The organism is Sorangium sp. So ce363, assembly GCF_051520435.1.
GTDB lineage: Bacteria > Myxococcota_A > Polyangia > Polyangiales > Polyangiaceae > Sorangium > Sorangium cellulosum_B.
In genome coordinates, this window is sequence record NZ_CP150333.1 from 10,022,788 (window position 1) to 10,046,400 (window position 23,613).

The 23,613-nt window shown below is 70.8% G+C and carries 21 protein-coding genes; 11 read left to right on the forward strand and 10 right to left on the reverse strand.

Annotation, left to right across the window (positions count from 1 at the left end; all coding sequences use genetic code 11):
• Positions 1-4: 4 nt before the first annotated feature.
• The 6 genes from WMF12_RS37575 to WMF12_RS37600 all read left to right on the forward strand — a co-directional run bounded on the left by WMF12_RS37575 (position 5) and on the right by WMF12_RS37600 (position 8,561).
• Positions 5-580: a GNAT family N-acetyltransferase gene (locus WMF12_RS37575; protein WP_437852994.1), complete on the forward strand. Its 576-nt coding sequence runs from the start codon at positions 5-7 to the stop codon at positions 578-580.
• A gap of 84 nt (positions 581-664) precedes the next feature.
• Positions 665-2,227: a sensor histidine kinase gene (locus WMF12_RS37580; RefSeq protein ID WP_437741547.1), complete on the forward strand. Its 1,563-nt coding sequence runs from the start codon at positions 665-667 to the stop codon at positions 2,225-2,227.
• Complete coding sequence (locus tag WMF12_RS37585) at positions 2,224-4,143, forward strand: sensor histidine kinase (RefSeq protein ID WP_437852996.1); 1,920 nt, start codon at positions 2,224-2,226, stop codon at positions 4,141-4,143. The genes WMF12_RS37580 and WMF12_RS37585 overlap by 4 nt, the downstream gene beginning before the upstream one ends.
• 80 nt (positions 4,144-4,223) lie before the next feature.
• The gene (ruvB, locus tag WMF12_RS37590; RefSeq protein WP_437741549.1) at positions 4,224-5,246 is read left to right on the forward strand and encodes a Holliday junction branch migration DNA helicase RuvB; all 1,023 of its coding nucleotides are present in this window, start codon (positions 4,224-4,226) and stop codon (positions 5,244-5,246) included.
• 97 nt (positions 5,247-5,343) lie between these two features.
• Positions 5,344-7,365, forward strand: a complete 2,022-nt coding sequence (locus WMF12_RS37595; RefSeq protein ID WP_437852998.1) for a PAS domain S-box protein — start codon at positions 5,344-5,346, stop codon at positions 7,363-7,365.
• Positions 7,362-8,561, forward strand: a complete 1,200-nt coding sequence (locus WMF12_RS37600) for a sensor histidine kinase (protein ID WP_437741551.1) — start codon at positions 7,362-7,364, stop codon at positions 8,559-8,561. The genes WMF12_RS37595 and WMF12_RS37600 overlap by 4 nt, the downstream gene beginning before the upstream one ends.
• Before the next feature lie 22 nt (positions 8,562-8,583).
• Here the strand turns inward: WMF12_RS37600 and WMF12_RS37605 are convergent, their stop codons facing one another.
• The 7 genes from WMF12_RS37605 to WMF12_RS37635 form a co-directional block, all read right to left on the reverse strand.
• The gene (locus WMF12_RS37605; protein ID WP_437741552.1) at positions 8,584-9,102 is read right to left on the reverse strand and encodes a hypothetical protein; all 519 of its coding nucleotides are present in this window, start codon (positions 9,100-9,102) and stop codon (positions 8,584-8,586) included.
• The gene (locus tag WMF12_RS37610) at positions 9,102-9,827 is read right to left on the reverse strand and encodes an anti-sigma factor family protein (protein ID WP_437741553.1); all 726 of its coding nucleotides are present in this window, start codon (positions 9,825-9,827) and stop codon (positions 9,102-9,104) included. Before WMF12_RS37610 ends, WMF12_RS37605 begins: the two co-directional genes overlap by 1 nt.
• Positions 9,824-10,624: a sigma-70 family RNA polymerase sigma factor gene (locus WMF12_RS37615; protein ID WP_437741554.1), complete on the reverse strand. Its 801-nt coding sequence runs from the start codon at positions 10,622-10,624 to the stop codon at positions 9,824-9,826. The genes WMF12_RS37610 and WMF12_RS37615 overlap by 4 nt, the downstream gene beginning before the upstream one ends.
• 113 nt (positions 10,625-10,737) lie before the next feature.
• Entirely contained in the window at positions 10,738-11,769 is a 1,032-nt protein-coding gene (locus WMF12_RS37620) for a S1C family serine protease (RefSeq protein WP_437853000.1), read from the reverse strand.
• 116 nt (positions 11,770-11,885) lie between these two features.
• Positions 11,886-12,188, reverse strand: a complete 303-nt coding sequence (locus tag WMF12_RS37625) for a DUF1844 domain-containing protein (RefSeq protein WP_012239831.1) — start codon at positions 12,186-12,188, stop codon at positions 11,886-11,888.
• Positions 12,185-12,415: a hypothetical protein gene (locus WMF12_RS37630; protein ID WP_437741556.1), complete on the reverse strand. Its 231-nt coding sequence runs from the start codon at positions 12,413-12,415 to the stop codon at positions 12,185-12,187. Before WMF12_RS37630 ends, WMF12_RS37625 begins: the two co-directional genes overlap by 4 nt.
• Positions 12,416-12,455: 40 nt before the next feature.
• The gene (locus WMF12_RS37635) at positions 12,456-13,082 is read right to left on the reverse strand and encodes an FKBP-type peptidyl-prolyl cis-trans isomerase (RefSeq protein WP_437853002.1); all 627 of its coding nucleotides are present in this window, start codon (positions 13,080-13,082) and stop codon (positions 12,456-12,458) included.
• A gap of 60 nt (positions 13,083-13,142) precedes the next feature.
• Between WMF12_RS37635 and WMF12_RS37640 the strand changes: the two genes are divergently transcribed.
• From WMF12_RS37640 to WMF12_RS37655, 4 genes are read left to right on the forward strand one after another with little or no spacing between them, the layout of a single operon-like run.
• Positions 13,143-14,597, forward strand: coding sequence for an efflux RND transporter periplasmic adaptor subunit (locus WMF12_RS37640; RefSeq protein ID WP_437853005.1), 1,455 nt, complete (start codon positions 13,143-13,145; stop codon positions 14,595-14,597).
• A 5-nt stretch (positions 14,598-14,602) separates the two neighbouring features.
• On the forward strand, positions 14,603-15,400 hold the full coding sequence (locus WMF12_RS37645) for an ABC transporter ATP-binding protein (RefSeq protein WP_437853007.1): 798 nt from the start codon (positions 14,603-14,605) through the stop codon (positions 15,398-15,400).
• Positions 15,397-16,617 (forward strand): ABC transporter permease, encoded by a 1,221-nt coding sequence (locus WMF12_RS37650; protein WP_437741560.1) that lies wholly within the window; start codon positions 15,397-15,399, stop codon positions 16,615-16,617. Before WMF12_RS37645 ends, WMF12_RS37650 begins: the two co-directional genes overlap by 4 nt.
• Complete coding sequence (locus WMF12_RS37655) at positions 16,614-17,846, forward strand: ABC transporter permease (RefSeq protein WP_437853009.1); 1,233 nt, start codon at positions 16,614-16,616, stop codon at positions 17,844-17,846. The genes WMF12_RS37650 and WMF12_RS37655 overlap by 4 nt, the downstream gene beginning before the upstream one ends.
• Before the next feature lie 86 nt (positions 17,847-17,932).
• Here WMF12_RS37655 and WMF12_RS37660 read toward each other — a convergent pair whose 3' ends face one another.
• The 3 genes from WMF12_RS37660 to WMF12_RS37670 all read right to left on the reverse strand — a co-directional run bounded on the left by WMF12_RS37660 (position 17,933) and on the right by WMF12_RS37670 (position 22,555).
• A complete protein-coding gene (locus WMF12_RS37660) occupies positions 17,933-19,966 on the reverse strand; it encodes a S1 RNA-binding domain-containing protein (RefSeq protein ID WP_437853011.1) in 2,034 nt (677 codons plus the stop codon).
• A 126-nt stretch (positions 19,967-20,092) separates the two neighbouring features.
• Positions 20,093-21,193, reverse strand: coding sequence for an Mrp/NBP35 family ATP-binding protein (locus tag WMF12_RS37665; RefSeq protein WP_012239839.1), 1,101 nt, complete (start codon positions 21,191-21,193; stop codon positions 20,093-20,095).
• 126 nt (positions 21,194-21,319) lie between these two features.
• Entirely contained in the window at positions 21,320-22,555 is a 1,236-nt protein-coding gene (locus WMF12_RS37670) for a hypothetical protein (RefSeq protein ID WP_437853013.1), read from the reverse strand.
• A gap of 236 nt (positions 22,556-22,791) precedes the next feature.
• Between WMF12_RS37670 and WMF12_RS37675 the strand changes: the two genes are divergently transcribed.
• Positions 22,792-23,490 (forward strand): TlpA disulfide reductase family protein, encoded by a 699-nt coding sequence (locus tag WMF12_RS37675; RefSeq protein WP_437741565.1) that lies wholly within the window; start codon positions 22,792-22,794, stop codon positions 23,488-23,490.
• Positions 23,491-23,613 lie beyond the last annotated feature (123 nt).

Genomic DNA, 23,613 nt, shown 5'->3' on the forward strand with positions numbered 1-23,613 from the left:
CCCCATGCTCATCCTCCCACCTCGAAGCGAGGTTCGCGCCCGTCCCATCGAGACCGAGCGGCTGATCCTCGTGCCGATCGACCCGTCCGACGGGCCCGAGCTCTGGCTCGCGGTCAACGGCTCGCGCGCAACCCTCCAGCGCTGGCTTCCCTGGGTGCAGTTCCACACGGATCCGGCCGCGAGCGTGCGCTTCGCCGAGGCGTGCGCCGCCGACTGGGATCACGGCAGGGCGCTGCGCTTCGTCATCCGCGAGCGCGCGCACCGCTCGCTCGCCGGGGTGGTCGGGCTCGAGGCGTGCGTACACCTGCACCGTTCTTGCGAGCTCGGCTACTGGCTCCGCAAGGAGGCGACCGGGCGCGGGCTCATGAGCGAGGCCGCGAGGGCCGCGCTCGGGTTCGCGTTCGGCCACATGGGCGCGCACCGGGTGCGGGTTGCGGCCGCGACGGACAACCATCCTTCCCTCGCGGTCATCGGCCGGCTCGGCTTCCGCTTCGAGGGCATCGCCCGGCAGGCCGAGTGGTGCGACGGTCGCTGGCTCGACCACTCCGTCTTCGCGCTCCTGGCGACCGATCCCAGGTAAAGCCGCCCACGAGGGCGCTCGCTCCCTTCGGGCGTCCGAGGTGCCCGTGCGCCGCCCGAAGCGCGCTAGCATCCTGACTCCGCCTTGGCCCGCCGTCGTCGCCTCATCCGCTGGCCCCGCGGCACGACGCCGCTCGTGCCGCTCGCGCCCGCGATCGTGATCGTCGTGGGGATCGCCACGGCGGTGGCGATCGCGCTGATCGGCATCGGCCAGCTCGCGAAGATGAGCGATCAGGCCGCGAGCCTGCGCGCCGAGGTGCTGGCCGCGACGCTCTCGGCGCGGCTCCGCGGGACCATCGAGGGGGAGCGGGCGGCGCTCCTGAGGGAGGCGGCGCGGCGGGCTGGGTCGGAGATCCTGCTCGTCGATCAAGGCGGCCACGTGCTGATCAACGAGAGCTTCAGCGCGCCGGCCAGGGCCGGCCTCGTCCAGATGCTCACGCTGGGCAAGGGCGAGACGACGACCTCGCTCGGCCGCGTCCGGTTCGCGGCGCGCCCGCTGCACCCGCCGCTCTCTCACCTCTCGGTGCTCACCTTCGTCTCGGCGCCGAGCCCGCCGCCCGACTCGATCGCGCTCGGCAACGCCGTCGCGGCGCTCACGGTGCTGCTGCTCGGCGTGGCTGTCGCGGTCGCGCTCTCGTTCACCAAGTCGGCGCGCGACGATGTCGACTACCTGCGCGAGCGCATCACGGCGATGGCGCGCGGACAGGGCCAGAGCGCGCTGCCCACGGACGTGATCCAGGCCGAGCCCGTGCCGATCAGGTCGCTCGACCAGGTCGGCCTCCTGACGGCGGCCTTCAACCTCCTGATCACCCGCTTCGCCGCGGCGGAGCGCACCTACCGGGCGGACCTCCAGCAGGCCTCCGCGATGGACCGCGAGCGCTCGGCGTTCCTCGCGGGGCTGAGCCACGAGCTGCGCACGCCGCTCAACGCCATCCTCGGGTTCGCCCACGTCCTGGAGAGCGAGGTCGACGGGCCGCTCAGCCAGGACGCGCGCGAGGCGCTGTCGGTCATCCGGCAGAGCGGCGAGCACCTGCGCACGCTCATCGACGACATCCTCGACCTCTCGGCGCTCGAGACGGGCAAGCTCCAGCTCTCCCGCCGCGCCGTCAACCTCCGCGCCCTCGTCGATCAGGTGATGCGCGAGGCGTCCGCGGCGGCGCGCGACAAGCCCCTCCAGCTGCGCGTCACCGGGGACCACGCCCTGGTCGCGCACGCCGATCCGCGGAGGGTGCGGCAGATCCTCACCAACCTCGTCTCGAACGCCGTCAAGTTCACGGCGCGCGGCTCGGTGACGGTCAACATCACGGGGCGCGGCCGCTATGCGGCGATCGTCGTCCAGGACACCGGCCCCGGCATCCCGCCGGAGGAGACGTCGGCGGTCTTCGAGGAGTACCGGCAGACCGGCGACGTGCGCTCGCGCCGGGCCGGGACGGGGCTCGGGCTCTCGATCGCGCGGCGCCTCGTGCTGATGCACGGCGGGACGATCCAGCTGGAGAGCGAGCTCGGGCGGGGCTCGACCTTCACGATCACCCTGCCGATGTGGATCGTGCAGCGACCCCTGTTCGCGCCGACCCCGCCCGCGCCCGACGTGGCGGCGCCGCCGGGGAACGACCCCGGCGCCGGCGGCCCCCAGGGGAGGATCGCATGACCGAGGAGCGCATGAGGGACGACGCGATCCACTTCGCGAGGCGCGTGCTCGTCCGCCAGGCGCTGGTCGGCGTCGCCGCGTTCGGGGCGATCGCGGCGCTCGCGCCGAAGCTGCTCATCCTGGAGCCGCGCGTCGCCGCCAGCGTGCTCTCGGTCGGCGCCAAGATCGCGCTCGCCGCGATCTGCGCGACCACGCTGCTGACGCTGCTCCGGCTGCGCACCCACGAGAACCTGCTGCGCTCGCTCGTGATCGGCTCGCGCGACATCGATCACGAGGAGCTCGAGCGGTTCGCCGGGCTCCCGACCTCGCTGGCGCTGCGCTTCGTGCTGGCGAGCTCGACGATCTCGGGCCTCATGATGATCCCCGGGATCAGGCCAGAGAAGCTCGACGACGGCCGCGCGGTCAGCCTGCTCATCCTCGCGATCACGATCCTTAGCGCGTCCGCGATCCCGCACTACGTGCTGACGCGCGCCGCGGCGTTCAGCCTCTTCGAGATCAGCCCGGCCGAGGCGATCGGCGCCTTGCTCGAGACCGCCGAGCTTTACCAGACGCCGCGCCGGCGGGTCACCTCCAAGCTGCTCCTGGCCGTCGCCACGCCGGTGCTGCTCGTCGGCGTCGGGGCGGTGCTCATCGCGAACGCGCACCTCCAGACGTTCATCGAGCGCAGCCGGCGCTCGACCGCGGGGCTCATCGCGCGCACGGCGCTCGACCCGTCGCTCGGGGCCATCGACGCGGCCGGCCGCAACGACGTCGTGGCCTCGGCGGCGGAGTTCGGGTTCCTCGCGCGCCTGGAGCACGACTGCGTGGGCTCGGAGCCCTCCTTCGGCCGCGAAGCCGACGGGCAGATCGCCGTGATCACGCCGCTCGACTACGGCTGCGTCAACACCCGGTTCTCCGCCGACCTCGAGCCCTCTGCCGCGATCTGGGGCGCGCTCGTCGCGCTGCTCGCGGTGCTGGTCGCCGGCGCGCTCGGCAACCTGTTCGGCCGCGTCCTCGCGGCCGATCTCGTGCACGCCACGAAGCAGGTGCGCCTGCTCGGCACGGACAGCGTGCTGCGCGGCGCCACCCAGATCGCGCGCCCCGCCCGGTTCGCCGTCGTCGCCCGGCTCGGGCACGCCATCGAGGACCTCGCCGAGCGCTTCCGCGTCTTCGCCGCGGCGCAGGAGCGCGCGCTCGAGTCCCGCGAGGCGGCGCAGCGCATGCGCGGCCTCCTGTTCGCGAGCGTGAGCCACGATCTCAAGAGCCCGCTGAACGCCATCCTCGGGTTCGCCGAGCTCGTGGGCCAGGAGGACCTGACCCCCGCGCAGCGCGAGAGCCTGGAGCTCATCGCGACGCGCGGCCGGGAGCTCCTTGGCCTCATCGAGTCGATCCTCGACGCCGCCCGCGTCGAGGCCGGGCAGCTCACGCTCGAGCCTCAGCCGACGTCCGTCGGCTGGCTCATCGCGGGCGCGCTCCGCAAGGCGCGCGAGCTCGCGAGCGACGCCGGCGGCGAGGTCGTCATCGAGGTCGGCGACACCCTGCCGCTGATCCCCGTCGATCAAGCCTACGCGACGCGCGCGATCGCGGTCATCGTCGCGCACGCGCTCCGGACGGGCGCGGCCGACCCGTCGGCGCGCCTCGTGCGCCTCACGGCGACGATGGCCGGCGAGTTCAACAACGAGGTCCGCATCGACATCGAGTACGGCAGCCGCGACGTGCCGCCGGACGAGCTCGAGGCCCTGTTCAGCCGGCAGACCACGGCGCGCGGGCGCGGCCTGACGCTGGGCCTCAGCCACGCGCGATCGGTGATCGAGCTCCACGGCGGCTCTCTCGAGGTGGACGGCGCCCCCGACGGCCGGCCGCTCTGCCGCGCTCGTCTGCCGCGCATCCCGCCCCCCCGCCGTCCCCGCCTGTCCTCTGTCCCTGCGCTCGGCTGACCTCGACCAGCGCCCCGCGGCGACCCACGCCGCCGCGCGGATCGCTTCCCTTCGCTGCTTGCACGCGGTACGCCCGTGGCATGCCTGAACGGGCGCTCTCTCCTGCCGAGACAGGCGACGACGATCGCTTCGACCGCCTCTTCCGGCCTGCCTCGCTCGCCGAGTACGTCGGCCAGGTCAAGCACACGGAGAACCTCAAGGTCTTCGTCGAAGCCGCGCGCCGGCGGCGCGAGCCGCTCGACCACATGCTGTTCTGTGGCCCGCCCGGCCTGGGCAAGACCACGCTCGCCCACATCATCGCCCGCGAGATGGGCGTCGCCCTCCATGTGACGAGCGGACCGGCGATCGAGCACAAGGGCGCGCTGGCCGGCCTGCTGACGAAGCTGGAGCGCAACGACGTGCTGTTCATCGACGAGATCCACCGGCTCACGCCGGCGGTCGAGGAGAGCCTCTACCCCGCGATCGAGTCGTTCAACATCGACATCATGACCGGTGACGGCCCCTACGCGACGACGATCCAGCTCGCGCTGAAGCCCTTCACGCTCGTGGGCGCGACGACCCGCACCGGGCTGCTCACCGCGCCGCTGCTGTCGCGCTTCGGCCACGTCGTCCGCCTCGACTTCTACCCCGTCGAGGAGCTCGAGCGCATCGTGCAGCGCAGCGCCGGCCTGCTCGATGTGCCGATCGACGCCGGCGGAGCGCGCGAGATCGCGGCGCGCGCGCGGGGGACGCCGCGCGTCGCCAACCGCCTCCTGCGCCGCGTACGCGACTTCGCCGAGGTGCTGGGCGACGGCGCGATCACGATGGAGATCGCGCGGAAGACCGCGGAGCGGCTCGAGATCGACGCGGCCGGCCTCGACGAGATGGATCGCCGGCTGCTGCGCGTCATCGTCGATCACTACGACGGCGGCCCTGTGGGCATCGACACGCTGGCCGCGGCGCTCAGTGAGCCGCGCGACACGATCGAGGACGTGTACGAGCCGTTCCTGCTCCAGCAGGGCTTCGTCGGCCGCACGCCGCGCGGCAGGGTCGCGACCCGCCGCGCCTACGAGCACCTGGGCCTCGCGGCTCCTGCGACGAAGCAGGGAGATCTCTTCTCCTGATCCCAGCGCCGCGCGGGCAGCGCAATGCAGTGCGCAACGCCGCGCCAACGCCCGGAATTCTCTCATCGCTCCAGCCTGGAGTCGCTAAGCTTGGCGTGTGCCTCGCCGTGATCCTGTGCTCGTCGTGGACGACGACGCCGTCAGCCGGCAGATGCTGCTGCACGCGCTGGCCGACGCGGGCATCGAGGCCGTCGCGGTCACCTCGGGCGCGGACGCGCTCGCCTGGCTCAAGGCGAGCGTGCCCGCGCTCGTGCTGCTCGACCTCGTGATGCCGCCCCCTGACGGCTACGTGGTCCTCAGCGCCGTGCGGGACGCCCCCCGGACGCAGGACGTCCCCGTCGTCGTGCTGACCGCGCTCGACGCGGACGAGGACGTCGCCCGCGCCTTCGAGCTCGGCGCCGACGATTTCATCCGCAAGCCGTTCCGCCCTGCCGAGCTGATCGCGCGCATCCGCGGGCAGCTCCGGATCCGGGACTACGTCGACGCGCTCGCGCGCAAAGAGCACGACGCGAAGGTGGTCCTCGAGCTCACGCAGGCGCTCTCCTCGACGCTCGACTTCCGGAACATCCTCTTCACGGTCGTGCGGCGCATCGCCGAGGTGGCGCGCGTCGACCGCTGCAGCATCGTCCTCGTGCGCGACGCGGGCGACGTCGGCTACGTGGTCGCCGCGAGCGACGACAAGGAGCTGCGGGATCTGCCGATCGATCTCGGCAAGTACCCGGAGATCCAGCGCGTCATGCGCACGGGCGACGTGCTCGTGATCGACGACGCGAAGGCGCACCCGCTGTTCGACATCGTGCGCGCGGAGCTCCCGGAGAACGCGTTCCGCTCGCTGGCGCTCCTGCCGATCTTGTTCGAGGACAAGCCGCTCGGCGTGCTCTTCTTGCGCGGCCGGCAGCCGGTGGCGCCCCACGCGCACGAGCTCTCGCTGGCCCGCACGGTCGCGAGCGCCACCGCGATCGCCCTGCGCAACGCGCGCATCCTGCAGTCGCTCCGCGACCAGACGCAGCAGAGCACCTTCGCGCGGTTCGAGGCGGAGCGCCGGCTGAAGGCGCTCCAGCGCTACGCCGACTTCTTCTATTCGACGGCGGACGGCATCGTCGTCGTCGATCCCGACGGCCACATCCTCTTCTCCAACCCGCGCGCGCAGGCGATCACCGGGCGCACGGCGGAGGACCTCGAGAGGGCGAACCTGGCCGATCTCGTCGACGCGCGCGAGCACCCTCTCCTCGAGGAGATCCGGGCCGGCTTCGCCAGGGGATCGTTCCCGCACATGGTGGATTTCACCGTGCGGCGGGGCGAGCACGAGCGGCTCATCCTGAGCTTCAGCTTCAGCAGCGTCCTTCGCGAGGAGAGCGGCGCCGTCCTGGTCAGCTTCCGCGACGTCACCACGGAGCGCGCCACCGAGGCGGAGCTCACCAAGACCAAGGAGTTCCTGGAGCGCGTCATCGACAGCTCGGTCGACGCGATCGTCTCGGCCAACATGGAGGGCGTCGTCCTGCTCTTCAACCGCGCCGCCGAGCGGATCTACGGGTATGACGCGAAGGAGGTCGTCGGCGTGATGAACGCCCGCGCGCTCTACCCCGACCACAACGCCGAGCACATCATGAGGCTCATCCACGCGAAGGAGCACGGCGGTCCCGGCCGGCTCGAGGGCTACCGGACCGAGGTCCTGGCCAGGGACGGGTCGCGGATCCCGGTGCACCTCTCCGCGGCGCTGATCTTCGAGAACGGCGTCCCGGTCGGCTCCGTCGGCATCTTCACGGACCTGCGGGAGCGGATGCGGATGGAGGCCCGCCTCACCGAGGCGCAGGAGGAGCTCCGCGCTCGCGAGAAGCAGGCCATCATCGCCGAGCTCGCGGGCGCGGCCGCGCACGAGCTGAACCAGCCGCTCACCAGCGTGCTCGGCTACGCCGAGCTGATCTGCCGCCGGATCGACGACGCGTCCCCCATCAAGGGGGCCGCGACCACGATCCGCAGCGAAGCCGAGCGGATGGCGGAGATCGTCCGCAAGATCGGCAAGATCACCCGCTATGAGACGAAATCCTATGTCGGCGCCGCGAAGATCATCGATCTCGACCGATCGAGCGGCGACGACCCGAACAGGGTGATCGGGTGAGCGGAAAGACCGCGGAGCGCCTGGGGGAGCAGCCATTGTCCGACGCTCCCGTCACGCTCCGGAAGCCCCTCACCCGGGACATCCCGCTCGAGTGGGTGGACAGCCTGCTCATCGCGTCGAGCGAGCTGGATCCGTCGGCCTCCATCGAGCAGCGCGCATCGACGCTGCTCGGCGCGGCCGCGAAGGTGCTCACGGCCTGCGGGCTCGGCATCTACATCCCCGGCGCGACGGGGGCGCAGGTGGCCGTCCGGGTCTCGCCGCGCGCTCGCCGCGACGACGGCCACGATCCGGCGCGGCTCCTCCCGGAGTTCGCCTTCGAGCGCGTCGTGGCGATCGAGCCCGGAGGTCGCTCGACGATGCACATCGCGGCCGACGACGCCGCGTACCTCGACAGCGCGCCTGTAGAGGCGCTGGTCGACCGGCTCGTGCTCACCCTGGGTGCGTCGCTCCGCGAGGCGCGCGCGCACGAGTCGCTGCGCGCTCAGGTCATGCAGGCCGAGAAGCTGGCCTCGCTCGGGAAGATGGCCGCAGGCGTCGTGCACGAGCTCAACAACCCGCTCACCTCGATCCTCGCCTACTCCGAGTACCTGCGCCGCAAGGGCGAGCGCGGCGGCTTCGACCCCTCGGACATCGAGCGGCTCGCGAGGATCAACGACGCGGCGGATCGCATCCGCCGGTTCTCGCGCGACCTGATGGCCTACGCGCGGCCGTCCACGGAGAAGCCGGGCGCCGTCTCGCTCCACGACATCATCGAGCGCGCGCTCGTCTTCTGCGAGCACCTCCTCGACCAGACGGGCGTCACCGTCGAGCGGCGCTTCGACGAGATCCCTCCGGTTTGCGGCGTCATTGATCCGCTGACGCAGGTGTTCGTGAACCTGTTCACGAACGCCGCGCACGCGATGAACGAGCGCGGCGGCTGCCTCGGCATCTCCACCGCGATGTCGCCGGAGGACGGCTACATCACGGTGACGATCCGCGACGACGGGCACGGGATCGAGCCCGAGCACCTGCCGAGGATCTTCGACCCCTTCTTCACGACGAAGACCGACGGAACCGGCACCGGGCTCGGCCTGAGCATCGTAAGGAACATCGTTGCCTCGCACGGCGGCAGCATCCGCGCGGATGCGCGCGCCCCGCGCGGGACGGTCTTCTCTCTGGATCTGCCGATCGCGCTGCCGTCCTCGGCCCGCCGCTGAGCAGGGGCGAGCTCCCCTCGACTCAGGGCGCGACCTTGATGCCCAGCACGAGCACGCCGCCCATGTGCTGCTGACCCGCGACGAAGAAGCTCTCGCCGGCCTTGGCGTTCACCTCGAGCAGGGGCAGGAACGTGGTGCCACCTGGCTTCTGGATGCTCGCGCTGACGACGAAGCGCCTCGGCTCGTCCTTCTTCTTCGCGGCGACCACGTCCTTCAGCGACACCATGAGGACGCTGCCGTTCGGCAGCTTCGTCGTGGTCGGCTTCCCCTTCTGCAGGGTGACCTTCAGCCGTTCGAGGAGCTTGTAGCTGTTGTACGCCGAGAACGGCGGCTTCCCGAGCTCGGGCATCTTGCCGATCTTCGGGTCGATGCCTTTCCCATCGTTCGTCGCGTGGAGGATCACGATCTCGGACGTGACCTCGGCGTCCGACGGCGCCGCTTGCGGGGGGGCCGGCGCCTGCTCTTGCGCGACGGCAGGGGAAGGGCTCACGCCGAGCGCCAGGACCATGGTCGCGGTGATCGCACTCGCAAGAAATCTCATCACTGTCCTCCCGGACCGTCATCGGAGAGCCAGACCACCGTGGTCGTCGGGCCTGAAGCCACGGCCTCCTGCGGGACGTAAAAGATGGTGCCCATGCGTGCCCCGAAGTCGACCGCGGCGATCTCGACGCCGGGCTCGACCTCCCCCTCGAAGCTCGGCGCGGCGTCCGGCTCCTTTGCCGGCGCCGCGAGCAACGCGGAGGGCGCCTCGGGCGGCGGGGCGAGCAACGCGGAGGGCGCCGACGTCGTCAGCTCCGCGGTGGGCGTCTCCACGCCCATCTTGCCCCAGACCATCAAGGCGGCGGCCGCCGCCACGGCGAGCGCCGTCAGCGCGAAGATCCCGCGCGCGTTGTCGTTCGCCGGCGATCCCTGGAGCCGCGCCCGAGCGCGGGGCGGCTCGCCCGACGGCGGCGCCGCGAGCGGCCGCGCGGCGCCGCCCCCGTCGGCCCGCGCGGCGCCCGCCTGCCCTTCGAGGATCTTCGCCATCACCCCATCGGCGATGCCGTCAGCCGCGCTGGAGGCCAGCGCGCTGTCCCGGACCATGTCGGCCGCGGTGACGAGCGCTGCGACCTTCGCCCGGCAGCGCGGGTCGTGGAGCACGTACTCCTCCACCTGCCGGTGGCGAGCCTCATCGAGCTCACCGTCGGCATAGAGCATCAGCTCCAGATCCGTCGGCGGGGCGCTCGCTTCCCCGTGATTCGCCTTGCTGCTGTTGGCGGTGCTCACGCGATCTCCTCCGGGTCCTCTGCTGGGGCCTTGCCCTCTTCCTCCGCGTAACAGTCGGCGAGGGCGCGCTGAAGCTTCTGACGGGCGTGGAACAGGCGGCTCATGATCGTCCCCTTCGAGACCCCCATGGCCTGAGCCATCTCCTCGTACGACATGCCCTCCACCTCCCGCATCAGGATCACGCCTCGGTGGTAGGGCGGCAGCGCGTCGAGCGCGGCCTGGATGCGCCCGGCGATCTCCCGGCGCCGGACGACGTTGAGGGGGTCCGCGCCGTCGATCCGAGCGACGAGCGGGAAGTCGGACTGCTCGTCCGCCGCCTGGTTCTCCTGGAGCTCGAGGTCGCGGCGTCCCGGCTTCCGCATGAGGTCGATCGCCAGGTTCGTGACGATCCTGTAGAGCCAGGTGAAGAACGAGGAGCCCCCCTGAAAGGAGCCGAGGCCCTTGTAGACCCGGAGGAAGGCGTCCTGCACGAGCTCGCGCGCGTCGTTCTCATCGCGGACGAGCCCCATCGCGATCGCGAACGCCCTGCGCTGGTGCCGTTCCACGAGCGAGCGGAAAGCCGCCTGGTCCCCCTTCTGCGCTCGCTCGATGAGCTCACGATCTTCCTCCGCTTCCCGCCGTCTCGCCTCGCGATTGGACGCACGGGCGGGAGCGCTATTCAGGCGCGGGTGGAACTGCTTCGTTTCGGGGTGGTCGCCCTCCGCGGACAGGTCGTCGCCTTCCGCATCGCCCTCGCCGGGATCACCGGGAGGTGCGACCGGCTCGAGCTCGTCCGGGTGAGAAGGTGCAATGGCCACGGGGTCAGCTTACCTGAGGAGGCTGGGGGACGAGGGAGGTCGCGGAGCAGGCGGCCACGCACGGCGCGCGGCAGCCGGCGGACGTGCCGGGCGGCAGACAGCGGCCGTTCGGCTCACGGCTCATCGGCCTCGTCGCTGAGCTCGGGCAGCTCGCCCAGCGTGAGGCGGACATCGAAGACCCGCTCCAGCCGCGCGACGCGGAGCGTAACGACCTTGTTCACCCCGGCGATGCTCGCCATCCACCGGAGCTCGTTCGGGTCGGAAATCGTCTTTCCTTCGAAGCCGATGATCACATCGTCCGGCGCGATGCCAGCCCGGTCCGCGGGTCCCCCCGCCACCACGGTCTTCACCCACGCCCCCTTTCGATCGGGGCGCTTGAGCCGCCCCGCCTCGATCGAGTTGAGGACGTCGACGATCACCCCGACCTGGCTCCGCCGGATCTTGCCGTCGCGCAGCAGCATCGGGAGCAGCTGCCGGACCATGTTGATCGGGATCGCAAACCCGATGTTGTTCGCGTTGGCGCGCACGGCCGCGTTGATGCCGACCACCTCGCCCTTGAGGTTCAGGAGCGGGCCGCCGGAGTTGCCGGGGTTGATGCTCGCGTCCGTCTGGAGGAAGTTGAAGTAGCCGCTCGGGTCGAGCCCCTTCACGTCGTCCCGGGTGCGGCCCTTGGCGGAGAGGATGCCCGCCGAGACCGTGTGGGAGAGGCCGAAGGGGTTGCCGATCGCGACCACCCAGTCGCCGACCTCGATGGTATCCGAGTCGCCCAGGGGGAGCGACGGGAGCCCCCTCTCCTCGACCTTCAGCACGGCGACGTCCGTGTGTTTGTCGCGGCCGATGACGGTCGCCTTGATGTCGCGGCCGTCGACGAAGCTCACGAGGATGTCGGTCGCGCCCTCGATCACGTGGTTGTTCGTCAGCAGGAAGCCCTCTGGATCATAGACGAAGGCGGTCCCGAGCCCCTCGGCGACCGTACGGCGGCGGCCGCCCGGTTGCTGCTGCCGCTCGACGCGCGCCTTGACCGTCGCGACCGCTGGATCGGCCCTGCGCGCGAGCGGCGCGAAGGAGCCGGGCATGCCCTCGGAGCGGACGATCGGAGGAGGAGGCGGCGCGGACGGAGGCAGCGGCGCGGTCGCCACCGGCACGGCGCCCGAGGGGACGGTGGAGCTGCTTGCGCTGGAAGAGTGGCCCGGAGAGGCCTTGCTGCACGAGGCGACCAGCGAGGCGAGGAGGACCCCCAAGAGAGCCCTGGCGCCAACGGTCACGATCGTTTCGAGACCTCGAGGTAGCGCATCCGCAGATCGTAGAGCGCCTGCTCGAGCAACCTCTCCTCGTCGCCCGAGAGGTTCCCCTTCGTTTTCTCCTGGAGGAGCGACAGCAAATCGATGTCCTGATGCGCGAGGATCAGGTTCTGCTCTTCCCTGCCGTCGGGGCTGGGCGCGTCGCCGAGGTGCACGTACGCGGAGCCGATGATCGACAGCACGAAGGTCGAGAAGTCGAGCGTCGGCAGCTCCGGGGGGCTCCCTGGCGGAGGGAGCTCTTCCCGATTCTTCGCGTCGCTCACTCTGCCCCTTCGTCGTCGAGGTCGGGCTCGATCCGCGACCCCTGCGCTGACGCGCCGAGCGCCGGCTGATCGACGGCGATCCCCTCGGCGTGCTCCTCCAGGTCCTGCAAGCCCGCGAGGTGCGCCTCGATGGTCCCCGCGCTGAGCGTTCCGCTCGCCAGGAGGCGCTCGCGCACCCGGCGATCGAGCTGCAGCTCCGTCAGCTTGCCCTTCTCACCTACGGTCATGATGTGATCTCCTCGGACAACCCACCAGTTCGCGGTGGGCTTATGACGACTTCTTCGAGAGCGTCACGAGCACCCCACCATCGCCGTGCTCGTGATGGTGGCTGTGGTCGTGGTCGTGGTCGTGGTCGTGACCGCAGCAGCCCTCGCCCTCGGAATCCTCGATGCGCTCCTCCAGCTCGGCCTGAGCCTGCGCGATCTCCTCCTCGCTGGCGGCGCGCACGTCCTTGACCTGAACCTGAAAGCGCACCTTCTGGCCTGCCAGAGGGTGATTCGTATCCACCCGGAAGCCCTCGGGGAGGATCTCGATGACCCGGAGCGCGATCGGCGAACCGTCCGGGCCCTGGGCGACGAACTCGTCGCCGACCTCGACAGCGCCCCCATCGGGGAAATCCGCCTTGTCCACCTCGAAGACGCCGGCGTCATCGCGCTCGCCGAACGCATCTTCCGGCTCGACGGTGATCTCGCGCTGCTCACCGGCGCGCAGCCCTTCCAGCGCGCGCTCCAGCCCAGGCACGATCTGAGCATAGCCGTGCGTGTAGACGAGCGGCTCTGCGGTCGATGCCTCATCCACCGTCTCTCCGCTTTCGTTGAAGAGGACGTAGGACAGCGTGACGACCGTATCCGTTGCGATGGGCAGCGACTCCATGGGCGGCGGTTGGTCTGCCACGGCGGTTCCGCGGTTTCAAGCGAGGCGCGCTTGCGCGGCAGCATGCTATGAGGACGTCCGATGGCCGACACCATGGCTCGGGCGACCGGTCGCGACCCCCTCGACGCGTCGCCCCCTGCTGCGCAGGCCACCACGGAAACGGAGCGCCCCCGCCCCGGAGAGGCGGCGCCGGGCGAGACGCGACCGGCCTCGACCGCGCCGGCGCCCCCCGGCGGCGCGGCAGCCCGGGGCCTGCGTGAGGGCGGACCGCGTCCTCGACGCGGGGGAGAGAGCCTGGAGCAGGAGCTCTCCCGGGTAGGCACGAAGCGCTGGCTCGCTCGCCTCGGCGTCCTCGCGACGATCGCAGCGCTCGTCGCGGGGCTCGTCGTCTGGAGGATCCGGACGAGGCCCCCGCCGCCACCGCGCTACGTCACGGGGGACATCACCACGGGCGACGTGCTCGAAGTGGTCCAGTCGACGGGTCAGGTCAAGCCGCTCACCGAGGTGCAGATCGGCGCCCAGGTCTCGGGGCGAATCACCAAGGTCTACGTGGACTTCAACAGCATCGTGAAGGCCGGCGACGTGCTGGCCGAGATCGATCCGACGCTCTTCGGGGCGCAGATCGACTCGAACCAGGCGCAGATCGCGGCGGCCAACGCGAGCGTCGTGCGCTCGGAGGCGTCGCTGGGGACCGCCAAGCAGCGGCTCGAGCGCGCGAGGAAGATGGTCGCGGAGGGGGTGGGCTCGCAGGCCGATCTGGACACGGCGCAGGGCGCCTACGACGTCGCGCTCGCCGACCTCGCGGCCTCGAAGGCGCAGGTGGCGCAGCTCAGGGCGGTGCTCCGCTCCTCCACGACGAACCTCCAGTACACGCGCATCTTCTCGCCCATCGACGGGGTCGTCATCAGCCGCGCGATCGACCCCGGGCAGACGGTGGCGGCGAGCTTCCAGGCGCCCACCCTCTTCGTGATCGCCCAGGATCTTCGCAAGATGCGCGTGCTCGCCGACATCGACGAGGCGGACGTCGGGCGGCTCCGCGAGGGCATGGCGGCAGACGTGAGCGTCGATGCGTTCCCGGGCGAGACGTTCCGAGGGACGGTGAGCCAGGTGCGCTACAGCCCGTTGAGCCAGTCCGGCGTCGTGACGTACGCGGCGGTCGTCGAGGTCGACAACCCCGACGTCAAGCTCCGGCCGGGGATGACGGCGACGGTGAGCGTCCGGTCCGCCGAGGCCAGGGGGGTGCGGCGGCTGCCGAACGCGGCGCTCCGGTTCAAGCCAGCCCCGGCGCGGGACAAGGACGGCAAGGAGATCAAGGCGCCGCCCCTCGATCCGCTCCCGCCGAAGAAGGGCCGAATCTACGTGCTGACCGACGCGACGCCCGGGGCGGAGAAGATCGAGCCGCGCGTCGTCGACGTCGGGATCACCGACGGCATCTTCACCGCGCTCGGGTCCGATCTCGGGCCGCTCAAGGTCGTCACCGACGAGAACGACGATCCGTCAGCGGGCGGCAGGGGGCGCGGCCCTCGGCTGTTCTAGGCGTGATGCTGCCCCAGAGCCAAGGCGTCGCCGCGGCGCTCCGAGACGAGCCGCTCATCGAGCTCTCGAGCGTCGGCAAGGACTACACGACCGAGGCCGTCATCGTGAGGGCGCTCCGGCACGTGGATCTGACCATCCAGCACGGCGATTTCGTCGCGATCGTCGGGCAGAGCGGCTCGGGCAAGAGCACCCTGATGAACATCATCGGGTGCCTGGACCGGCCGACGCATGGCACGTACCGGCTCGACGGCCTCGACGTCACCCGGCGCAGCAACGACGCGCGCGCGATCGTCAGGAACCGCCTTATCGGGTTCGTCTTCCAGGGCTTCAACCTGCTGCCGCGCACCACGGCGCTCGAGAACGTCGAGCTGCCGCTGGTCTACCGGGGCGTCGGCGCGGCGGAGCGGCGCAAGCGGGCGCTCGAGGCGCTCGGCGCGGTGGGGCTGGCCGAGCGCCTGCACCACACGCCGAACCAGCTCTCGGGCGGACAGCAACAGCGCGTCGCCATCGCGCGGGCGCTCGTCACCTCACCGCCGCTGCTCCTCGCCGACGAGCCCACGGGCAACCTCGACACGCGCACGAGCTACGAGGTGCTCGGGCTGCTGCAGCGGCTCAACCGGGACGGGATCACGATCGTCCTCGTGACGCACGAGCCGGACATCGCCGCCTGCGCGAGCCGCGTGATCACGATGCGCGACGGCGAGATCCGCAGCGATCTCAGGAACGATCGCCCCGTCGACGCGGCGGCGGCGCTGGCCGCGCTGCCGCTCTCCGCGGCGGAGAGCGACGAGCTCTCGCCATGAGCGGCTACCTCGCCGCCGTCCGGATCGCGCTGCGCGCCATCGTCCGGTCGAAGCTCCGCGCCGCCCTGACGGTGCTCGGCATCCTGATCGGGGTCTCGGCCGTGGTGATCGTCGTGGCGCTCGGGACGGGCGTGCGCAACCGCGTCCTGGGCGAGATCTCGGGCATGGGGGCGAGTTCGATCTACATCTTCCCGCAGTCGACGCAGGCGTCGGGGCTGAAGCGCCGCGAGAACGCGAGGATGTCGGAGGCCGACGGGATCGCGATCCTGAAGGAGTCGACGAGCGTGGCCGCGCTGAGCCCGTTCAGCTCGACGTCGACGCAGGTCGTGGCCGGAGAGGCCAACGTCGCAACCCAGGTCATGGGCGTGACCCGGAGCTACCTCTCGATCCTCTCGTACAGCGTCGGGATGGGCGAGGGCTGGACCGAGGCCGACGAGCAGCTCAAGGCGAAGGTCTGCCTGATCGGCGAGACCGTCCGGGAGAACCTGTTCGGCTCGGGCGAGGCCGTGGGCCGGTACATCCGGATCGGCAAGCACCCGTTCCGGGTGATCGGGGTGCTCGCGAAGAAGGGGCAATCGCCCTTCGGCGAGGACCAGGATGATCGGCTGCTCATGCCGATCGGCAGCTTCCGGTCGCGGATCGTGCCGAGCGCGCCGGGCAGGGTGCAGATGCTCGTCGCCGCCGCCACGAGCGAGCGGACCGTCGATCGCGCGGTGGAGCAGATCGACAGGATCCTCCGGCAGCGCCACGAGATCGCGCCGGACGACGAGCCGAATTTCGTGATCCGCACGCAGGCGGAGTTCCGCGCGTCCCAGGAGCGGATCCTGGACACCTTGACGATGCTCCTGTCCTCGATCGCCGCGGTGTCGCTCCTCGTCGGCGGGATCGGCGTCATGAACATCATGCTGGTCAGCGTCACCGAGCGGACGCGCGAGATCGGCATCCGCATGGCGATCGGCGCCTCCGAGGGAGACATCCTCGTCCAGTTCCTTGTCGAGGCCATCACCCTGTCGCTCATCGGGGGCGTGCTCGGGCTCGGCGCGGGGCTCGGCGTCATCAAGGCCCTCGCCGCGACGCTCGGCTGGAACATGACGTTGCCGGCCAGCGCGGTCGTCGTCGCGGTGGGGACGAGCGCGACGATCGGGATCGTCTTCGGGTTCTTCCCGGCCCGCCGCGCGGCCCGTCAGGATCCCATCGCCGCCCTGAGGCACGAATGAGCGCCACGCTCACCCGGGTGTTCTCGGCGGTCGTGATCGCGCTGCGCGCCGTCCGCCGGAACAAGCTCCGCGCCGGGCTCACGATCCTGGGGATCACGATCGGCGTCGCGGCCGTCGTCACCGTCACGGCGCTGGCGAGCGGCGCGCGCGCCAACGTCAACGCGCAGATCTCGAACCTCGGCTCCAACTCGCTCATCGTCTTCGCCCGATCCGCCCGCGCCTCGGGCGTCCGCAGCACCGCGGGCGCCAAGCTCTCGGAGCTCGACGGCCAGGCGCTCGCGCGCGAGTCGACGAGCATCCGGCTCGTGGCGCCGTTCCTCAGGTCGAGCGCCCAGGTCATCCACGAGGGCCAGAACGCGAGCCCGACGCTCGTCGGGACGCGCCTGAACTACTTCGAGATCCGGAGCTGGAAGGTCGCGCAGGGAGAGCCGTGGAGCCCCGCCTCGGAGAACCTCTCCGAGAAGGTCGTCGTGATCGGGGCTCAGACCGCGCGCGATCTGTTCGGATCGCTCGATCCGGTCGGCCGGATGGTGCGGATCGGCCGCCAGATGTACCGCGTGCTCGGCGTGCTGGAGGAGAAGGGAGCGTCGCCCTTCGGGCAGAGCCAGGACGAGATCGTGCTGATGCCCATCACCACGATGCGGTCGCACGTCATCGCCACGCGACCCGGGGAGGTTCATGCCATCTTGCTGAGCTCGACGTCGGCCGAGACGTCGGAGCGCGCCAGGCAGCAGGCCGAGGCGATCCTCCGCCAGCGGCACCGCATCGGCGAGAACGACGAGGACGACTTCGCCGTCCGGAGCCAGGCGGAGTTCCAGGCCATGCAGGACGCGATCTTCGCGGCGCTCTCGGCGTTGCTCGTCAGCATCGCGGCGGTGTCGCTCGTCGTGGGCGGCATCGGCGTCATGAACATCATGCTGGTCAGCGTCACCGAGCGCACCCGGGAGATCGGCATCCGGATGGCCATCGGCGCCCGGGAGATCGACATCCTGCTGCAGTTCCTGCTCGAGGCGCTCGTGCTCGCCACGTTGGGCGGCATCGTCGGCAGCGCGCTCGGGTACGGCGTCATCCTCGGGTTCTCGCGCGCGTTCGGCTGGCCGATGAGGCTCGAGCCGGCTGCGCTCGCGGTCGCGCTCGGGGTGAGCACGGCGATCGGGATCGTCTTCGGGTTCTTCCCGGCGCGGCGGGCCGCGCGCATGGATCCCGTGAACGCGCTAGGGCGCGAGTAGCGCGAAGCGCGCCGGATCGCGGGCGGTGGCTGGAGGAGGAGGGAGGCGGAGGCGCCGCCGCACGGGCGGCGCGCGCCTCCCCGGGATCAGCTCTTCTTCATCAGGTCGGCGAACGTGCCGAACTTGGCCTCGCGCGCGACCCCCGCGCGGTACTGCTGGTACGCCTGCTTCTCGGCGTCCTCCTTGAGGGCGCGGATCGACAGCTTGGCCTCGCCCCGGCGCGGATCCACCTCGATGACCTTCGCGTCGAGCTGGGTCCCGATGGGGAACTCCTTCCGGAGGTCGGTGCCACGCTGGGTACCGGTGTGGCCGGCCGGGATGAAGCCGCGAGCCGCTCGCCCCGTGGTGCCGAGCACCCGGACGACGAGCCCCCCTTCGGTCACCTGCGTGACGGACACCTTCACCGCCTTGCCCTGCTGAACGCGCTGGCGCGGCTCGCTCTCCTCGCCCTCGGGCGGAGCAGGGTGGAGCCCGATGCGCCGGCCCGCGGCGTCGCAGGTCGCGACGACAACGTCGACGTCGTCACCGACCTTCACGACCTCGTCCGGGTGCTGGATCGGCTTCATCGAGAGGTCGGCCGTGTGAATGAGCCCATCGATGCCCGGCTCGAGCTCGATGAACGCGCCGAACGGCTGCAGGCGAGCGACCTTGCCCTTGTGGCGCGTGCCGACCGCGTACTTCTCCTTCACCGCGTCCCACGGGTCGACCGTGGCGGCCTTGCGGCTCAGCCAGAGCTTGCCCTTGTCGTCGACGCGGAGGACCTTCACGTCGATCTCCGCGCCCGGCTTGAACAGGTCGGCCAGCTTGGCGCCGCGGTCGTGGCTCGCCTCGCTCATGTGGACCAGCCCCTCGACGCCGCCGGCGTCGGGGAGCGCGACGAACACGCCCCACGCGACGACCTTGCGCACGATGCCCTTGTGCAGCGAGCCGGGCTCGATCGACGTGAGCGCCTCGGTGCGCGCCTTCCGGCTCTCCTCTTCGAGCATCTTGCGGCGGGACACGACGATGTCGCGCCCCTTCTTCGCGAACTGGGTCACGCCGAAGTCGAGCCGCTGGCCCACGAGGTAGTTGAGGTCGGCGCCGTGGCGCAGATCGACGTGCGACGCCGGCGCGAAGGCGCGGAGGCCGCCGAGGTCGACCTCGAGCCCGCCCTTCACCGCCCCGGTCACGAACCCCTCGATCGACTCGCCGCTCTGGAGCGCAGCCTCGGCACGCGCGCGCGCCTGATCGAGCTGCACCGGCGCCCTCGACAGGAGGAGCATGCCTCCGCGCACGCCGGTGCTCGCCACCGTCGCGATGAACTGATCACCCTCGACGGGTGGCTCCTCCTCGAGGATCTCGCGACGGTCGAACAGCCCTGTCGCCTTCCCGGCGATGTCGATCCAGATGGCATGGTCGGTGGTCTTGCTGACCCTGCCGAACACTTCCTCGCCGATGCTGAAGGCCGGGCGCTCGCGCGGCGGCGGCGCGCCCTGTCCCTTGCGCCGCTTGCGCTTCTCGCCACCAGGCTGCGGCTGCCCGCCCGCCTCGTCGGCCGCCTGCTCCTCCGCGCCCTCGTCTTCTTCTGCCGCGTCGGCCGCCTCCGCGCCGCTGGCCTCGGCCGCCTCAGCTGCCTCGCCCTCGGGCTGGCCGGCCTCCTCCGCGCCCTTGCGGCGACGGCGGCGACGGCGCTTCTTTCCAGCGCCACCCTCGGTCTGCGCGGCCGCACCGGCCTCTCCGGCCGGCGCGGGCTTCGCGGCCGGCGCGGGCTTCGCGGCCGCCGGAGGGGTCCGTTTGCCGGGCGAGAACCCCGGCTTGCGGTTGCCGATATCATCCCGCGGCAGGCCTGGAACGCGGTTGCCGATGTCGTCGCCCGGCTGCTCTTCCCACTCGTCGTCGGCATCACTCGCCGGGGCGGCGCTCGCCGCCGCGGCCGGTGTCGCCTCGGACTGGGTCGAGCTCGCCTGCGGCGACGCTTCTTCGCCGGGCTCGTGGCTCGCTTCGGTTGGGGGGGTGGACCCCGCTTCATGGGCTTGGGCTGCTTGCTCGGGCGCAGCGTTCGACGACTCGAGCGGGCCGCCCTGGTCGGCCGGAGCTCCCGGCGCGTCCGCCGGCGTGGTGGTATTTTCGTGGGTATTCATCCGCGCCTCGCGCGACAACGCATGCCGATGGGGGCGAAACGTGCTCGCGTTCTCTCCAGCGGCCCCCTCGGTTGAATGGGGGAAGGGGCCGGAACCATATCGTATCCAGGACGTTTACGCGAGAGCCTACCGCATGATGGGCAGGTGCTTGTTGGTCCCCCCGCTCCGATCGATGCGGAGACCCCCCCCGCTCGCGAGGTTGTGGGCGCTGACCTGGCCGGCCAGCCGCTCCGCCACATCCACGAACGCGCGCGCGATCGGGCTGCTCGGGGCAGCCTGAACGACCGGCGTGCCGGCGTCGCCCCACTCCCGGATGGCCGGATCCATCGGGATCTGGCCGAGCAACGGCGCCTCCGCGAACTCCGCGATCTTCTGCCCGCCGCCGGCCCCGAAGAGCTCGTGCCGCTTGCTGCACCCGTCGCACACGAAGTAGCTCTCGTTCTCGACCACGCCGAGCAGGGCGATCCCGACCTTCTGGGCCATCGAGACCGATTTGTACACGTCCTGGAGGGCCACCTCCTGCGGCGTGGTCACGACGATCGCGCCCGTTGTCCTCATCTTCTGGGAAATCGTCAGCGCGATGTCGCCGGTACCAGGCGGAAGATCCAGCACGAGGTAGTCGAGCTCACCCCATTCCACGTCGCGCATGAACTGGATCAGGGCGTTCTGGAGCATCGGCCCGCGCCAGACGACCGCCGATCTCGGATCTTCCAGCAGGAAGCCGATCGACATGAGCTTCACGCCGAAGCGCTCGAGCGGCAGGAACTTCTGCCCATCGGCCGACGTCGGGCGGCCCATCACGCCGAGCATGGTCGGGACGCTCGGCCCGTACATGTCCGCGTCGAGGAGGCCGACCTTGGCCCCCTCGCGGCTGAGCGCCAGGGTGAGGTTCGCGGCGACCGTGCTCTTGCCGACGCCGCCCTTGCCGCTCATCACGAGGATGATGTTCCGCACGCCCGGGGACGGGTCGTCCTGAAGGATGGTGCGCGCGGGGATGCCGACGTCCCACGCGATCCGGACGCCCTTCGCGCCGGCGCCCTTCAGAGCCGCCTCGATGTCCGCCGCGAGCCGCTGCTTGAAGTAGCTGGTCAGCTCGACGGTGAGCGAGACGGCCTCGCCCTCGACCGAGAGCTCCCGGACGCGACCGAGATCGGTGATGGGGCGCTGGAGGTCCGGCGCGATGACCTTTGCCAGCGCGGCGAGCGCGGCGTCCTTCGTGATGGGCATGGGGCGAAGGAGTTAGGACTGCTCGGGATTCCCGTCAACCGGCGAGCGCGGCGTCGCCGCGGGCGCTCGCTCTGGCCTGGCCGGGCGCGGCGCGACACAGGCCGTTCCTGCGCCCGGCCGGCGCCGTTACCAGCAGGTAGCGACGCTGGAATCGGGGTCGCCGCGATCGAGCTGGCGCGACGGCAGGTAGCACCGCGAGTCTACACAGTCCCCGCTCGAGTTCTGCTCGACGCACACGCACGCGCCGACGAGCCCGCTGGGCGACTTCGGGCAGACCTCAGCCGCGTTCTCCGCGGTGCACCGGATGGGGAGCGCCGCGTCCAGGCACGCCCGCTCGCCGCGCAGCGTGGTGGTGCACTCCATCGTGGAGTCCGCGTCGCCGCAGTCGGTGTCGTTGCGGCACGGCTCGCAGAAGTTGCCCTTGCCGGTGCAGGCGCCGAACCGCGGGATGCACGCGCCCTCGTCGCACCGGTAGTCCAGGTCGCAGTCGGAGTCCGCGCTGCAGGACCTGGCGCACCGGCGCTCGCCGTCGATCGCGACGCAGCGCTGCTCTGCGGCGAACGAGCAGTCGAAATCGGTGCTGCACGGCGCGCACTGGGTGCGCTTGACGCAGGTGCTGCGCAGCAGGCACACCGGGCCCTCGACATAGGTGTTGCCGTCCCCGAACGTGGACGGGTCGACGCACTCCTCGTCGGTCTCACCGCAGAAGCCGTCATCCCCCTTGTCCGTGCCGCAGATCGCGTGAGGATCGCGGGACACGGCGCACTCGAAGCCGCCGGGGCAGTCCGCATCGCCCATGCAGTGCGGCATCGTGCAGTAGGCCTCGGCGTCGCCCTGCCCCTTGCCAAGGCACTCCAGGCCGAGCGAGGTGCACTGGTCGGGAGAGCAGGCCGGGACGACGCAGGCGCTGCCGTCGCTGCACTTGCCGGCGGAGCAGGCGGGGTCGTCGCCGCACCGCTCCGTGTCGCGCTGGCACTCGCCTGGGTTCCCGTTGCATTGGCTCGGGTCGCACGGCGTCTCGTCGGGGCAGCGCCCGAACTGGCCGCACTCGGTGCCGAATGGACAGGGCGCACCGAAGCCCACCATCTTCTCCTTCTGCGTGCAGACCAGGATCTCGGCCTTCGTGTCGTCCTCCGCGGCCGGCGCACAGTCCTGGATGCCTGGAATACATTCGCGGTGGCTGCTGCACCTGAGCACGCAGCGGTTGCCGACGCAGGTGTTGCCCTCCAGGCAGAGCTCCGGCTGGCATTTGCCCTCGCAGACGCCGTCGACGATGACCCCCCCGAAGCATTTGTCCTGTGGCGTGCCCGACGAGCATGCGCCGCTCGCGATGGCCGCCCCGCTCGCCAGGCAGCACAGCATCAGGAAGGCGTGGATACTACGGAGACGGGGCCGACGGGCGCTGTGAGAAGCGACAACCTGCTGCATAGGACCTCAGCGCGGGAAACACCCGCGGATCGGGGCAGGCACGGCGGGCCTGGCCGGAGATTGCGGAAACGCGCTCCCGAGCGAAGCGGCGACGCCAAGGTTGCCCTTGACGCCCCCCGTGCCGCCCAGAAGAATGAGCACTCCTACACCATACTTCAGGCGGTGGCATCATGCGAATCGACGCGGTTCTCGGCGGGATGGGCCTTTTCGTCGTGGCGGCTCTAGGGCTCGTCGGCTGCGCAGAAGAGGATCCCATTCCTGCTCCTCCCTTTCCCGAGGGGACGGGTCAAGCTGCAAACGCTCGATATCCGGCTGGGCCGTATGGGGTGAGCCTCCACCGGGTGATCGCGAACTATCAGTTCGTCGGGTACGCCAACGCCGCCGAACACAACGACACGATGCAGCCGATTCAGCTCGCCGATTTCTACAACCCGACCGGGACGGAGGTCTTTCCGGAAGGCTCGCTTTACGGCGCGGGAGAGCCGAAGCCGAAGGTGCTGCTGATCGACGTCTCGTCCGTATGGTGCGGCCCCTGCAAAATCGAGGCAGAGTCCGTCCTGCCCGAGCTCTACAAGAAGTATCAACCCCAGGGCGGCGAGTTCCTTGTTCAGCTCGCAGACGGAAGGACCCCGGGCGAGGCGGCGGTCCCGAACGACCTGTACCGCTGGACGACCCGGTACGACGTGCAGTACCCGTCGGCGATCGACCCTTCGTACAAGCTCGGCGCGCTTTTCCAGGCCGACGCGTTCCCGGCGAACATGATCGTCAGGACGCAGGACATGACGATCATGGAGATCGTCGCTGGCGTGCCCGAGGAAAACAGCAATTTCTGGCGAACCTTTGAGAAGATCATGAACGGCGAGCTCTGAACGAGCTTCGCCGTGGGCGCGTCGTCGAACCACCGGTCGGCGCGCGCGTGTAGGGAGAATCTGCCAGGGCGCCGCAGAGGGGCGCCCGCGACGTTGAGCCCTCATGCCGGTCGGCCGCTCAGG

Bases quoted from the DNA above. Each gene is read 5' to 3' on its own strand.
- WMF12_RS37655 (WP_437853009.1), top strand. From the start codon at position 16,614: ATGAGCGCCACGCTCACCCGGGTGTTCTCGGCGGTCGTGATCGCGCTG.
- WMF12_RS37605 (WP_437741552.1), bottom strand. From the start codon at position 9,102: ATGAGATTTCTTGCGAGTGCGATCACCGCGACCATGGTCCTGGCGCTC.
- WMF12_RS37650 (WP_437741560.1), top strand. From the start codon at position 15,397: ATGAGCGGCTACCTCGCCGCCGTCCGGATCGCGCTGCGCGCCATCGTC.
- WMF12_RS37630 (WP_437741556.1), bottom strand. From the start codon at position 12,415: ATGACCGTAGGTGAGAAGGGCAAGCTGACGGAGCTGCAGCTCGATCGC.
- WMF12_RS37645 (WP_437853007.1), top strand. From the start codon at position 14,603: ATGCTGCCCCAGAGCCAAGGCGTCGCCGCGGCGCTCCGAGACGAGCCG.
- WMF12_RS37665 (WP_012239839.1), bottom strand. From the start codon at position 21,193: ATGCCCATCACGAAGGACGCCGCGCTCGCCGCGCTGGCAAAGGTCATC.
- WMF12_RS37585 (WP_437852996.1), top strand. From the start codon at position 2,224: ATGACCGAGGAGCGCATGAGGGACGACGCGATCCACTTCGCGAGGCGC.
- WMF12_RS37670 (WP_437853013.1), bottom strand. From the start codon at position 22,555: ATGCTGTGCTGCCTGGCGAGCGGGGCGGCCATCGCGAGCGGCGCATGC.
- WMF12_RS37640 (WP_437853005.1), top strand. From the start codon at position 13,143: ATGGCCGACACCATGGCTCGGGCGACCGGTCGCGACCCCCTCGACGCG.
- ruvB (WP_437741549.1), top strand. From the start codon at position 4,224: ATGCCTGAACGGGCGCTCTCTCCTGCCGAGACAGGCGACGACGATCGC.
- WMF12_RS37660 (WP_437853011.1), bottom strand. From the start codon at position 19,966: ATGAATACCCACGAAAATACCACCACGCCGGCGGACGCGCCGGGAGCT.
- WMF12_RS37675 (WP_437741565.1), top strand. From the start codon at position 22,792: ATGCGAATCGACGCGGTTCTCGGCGGGATGGGCCTTTTCGTCGTGGCG.
- WMF12_RS37575 (WP_437852994.1), top strand. From the start codon at position 5: ATGCTCATCCTCCCACCTCGAAGCGAGGTTCGCGCCCGTCCCATCGAG.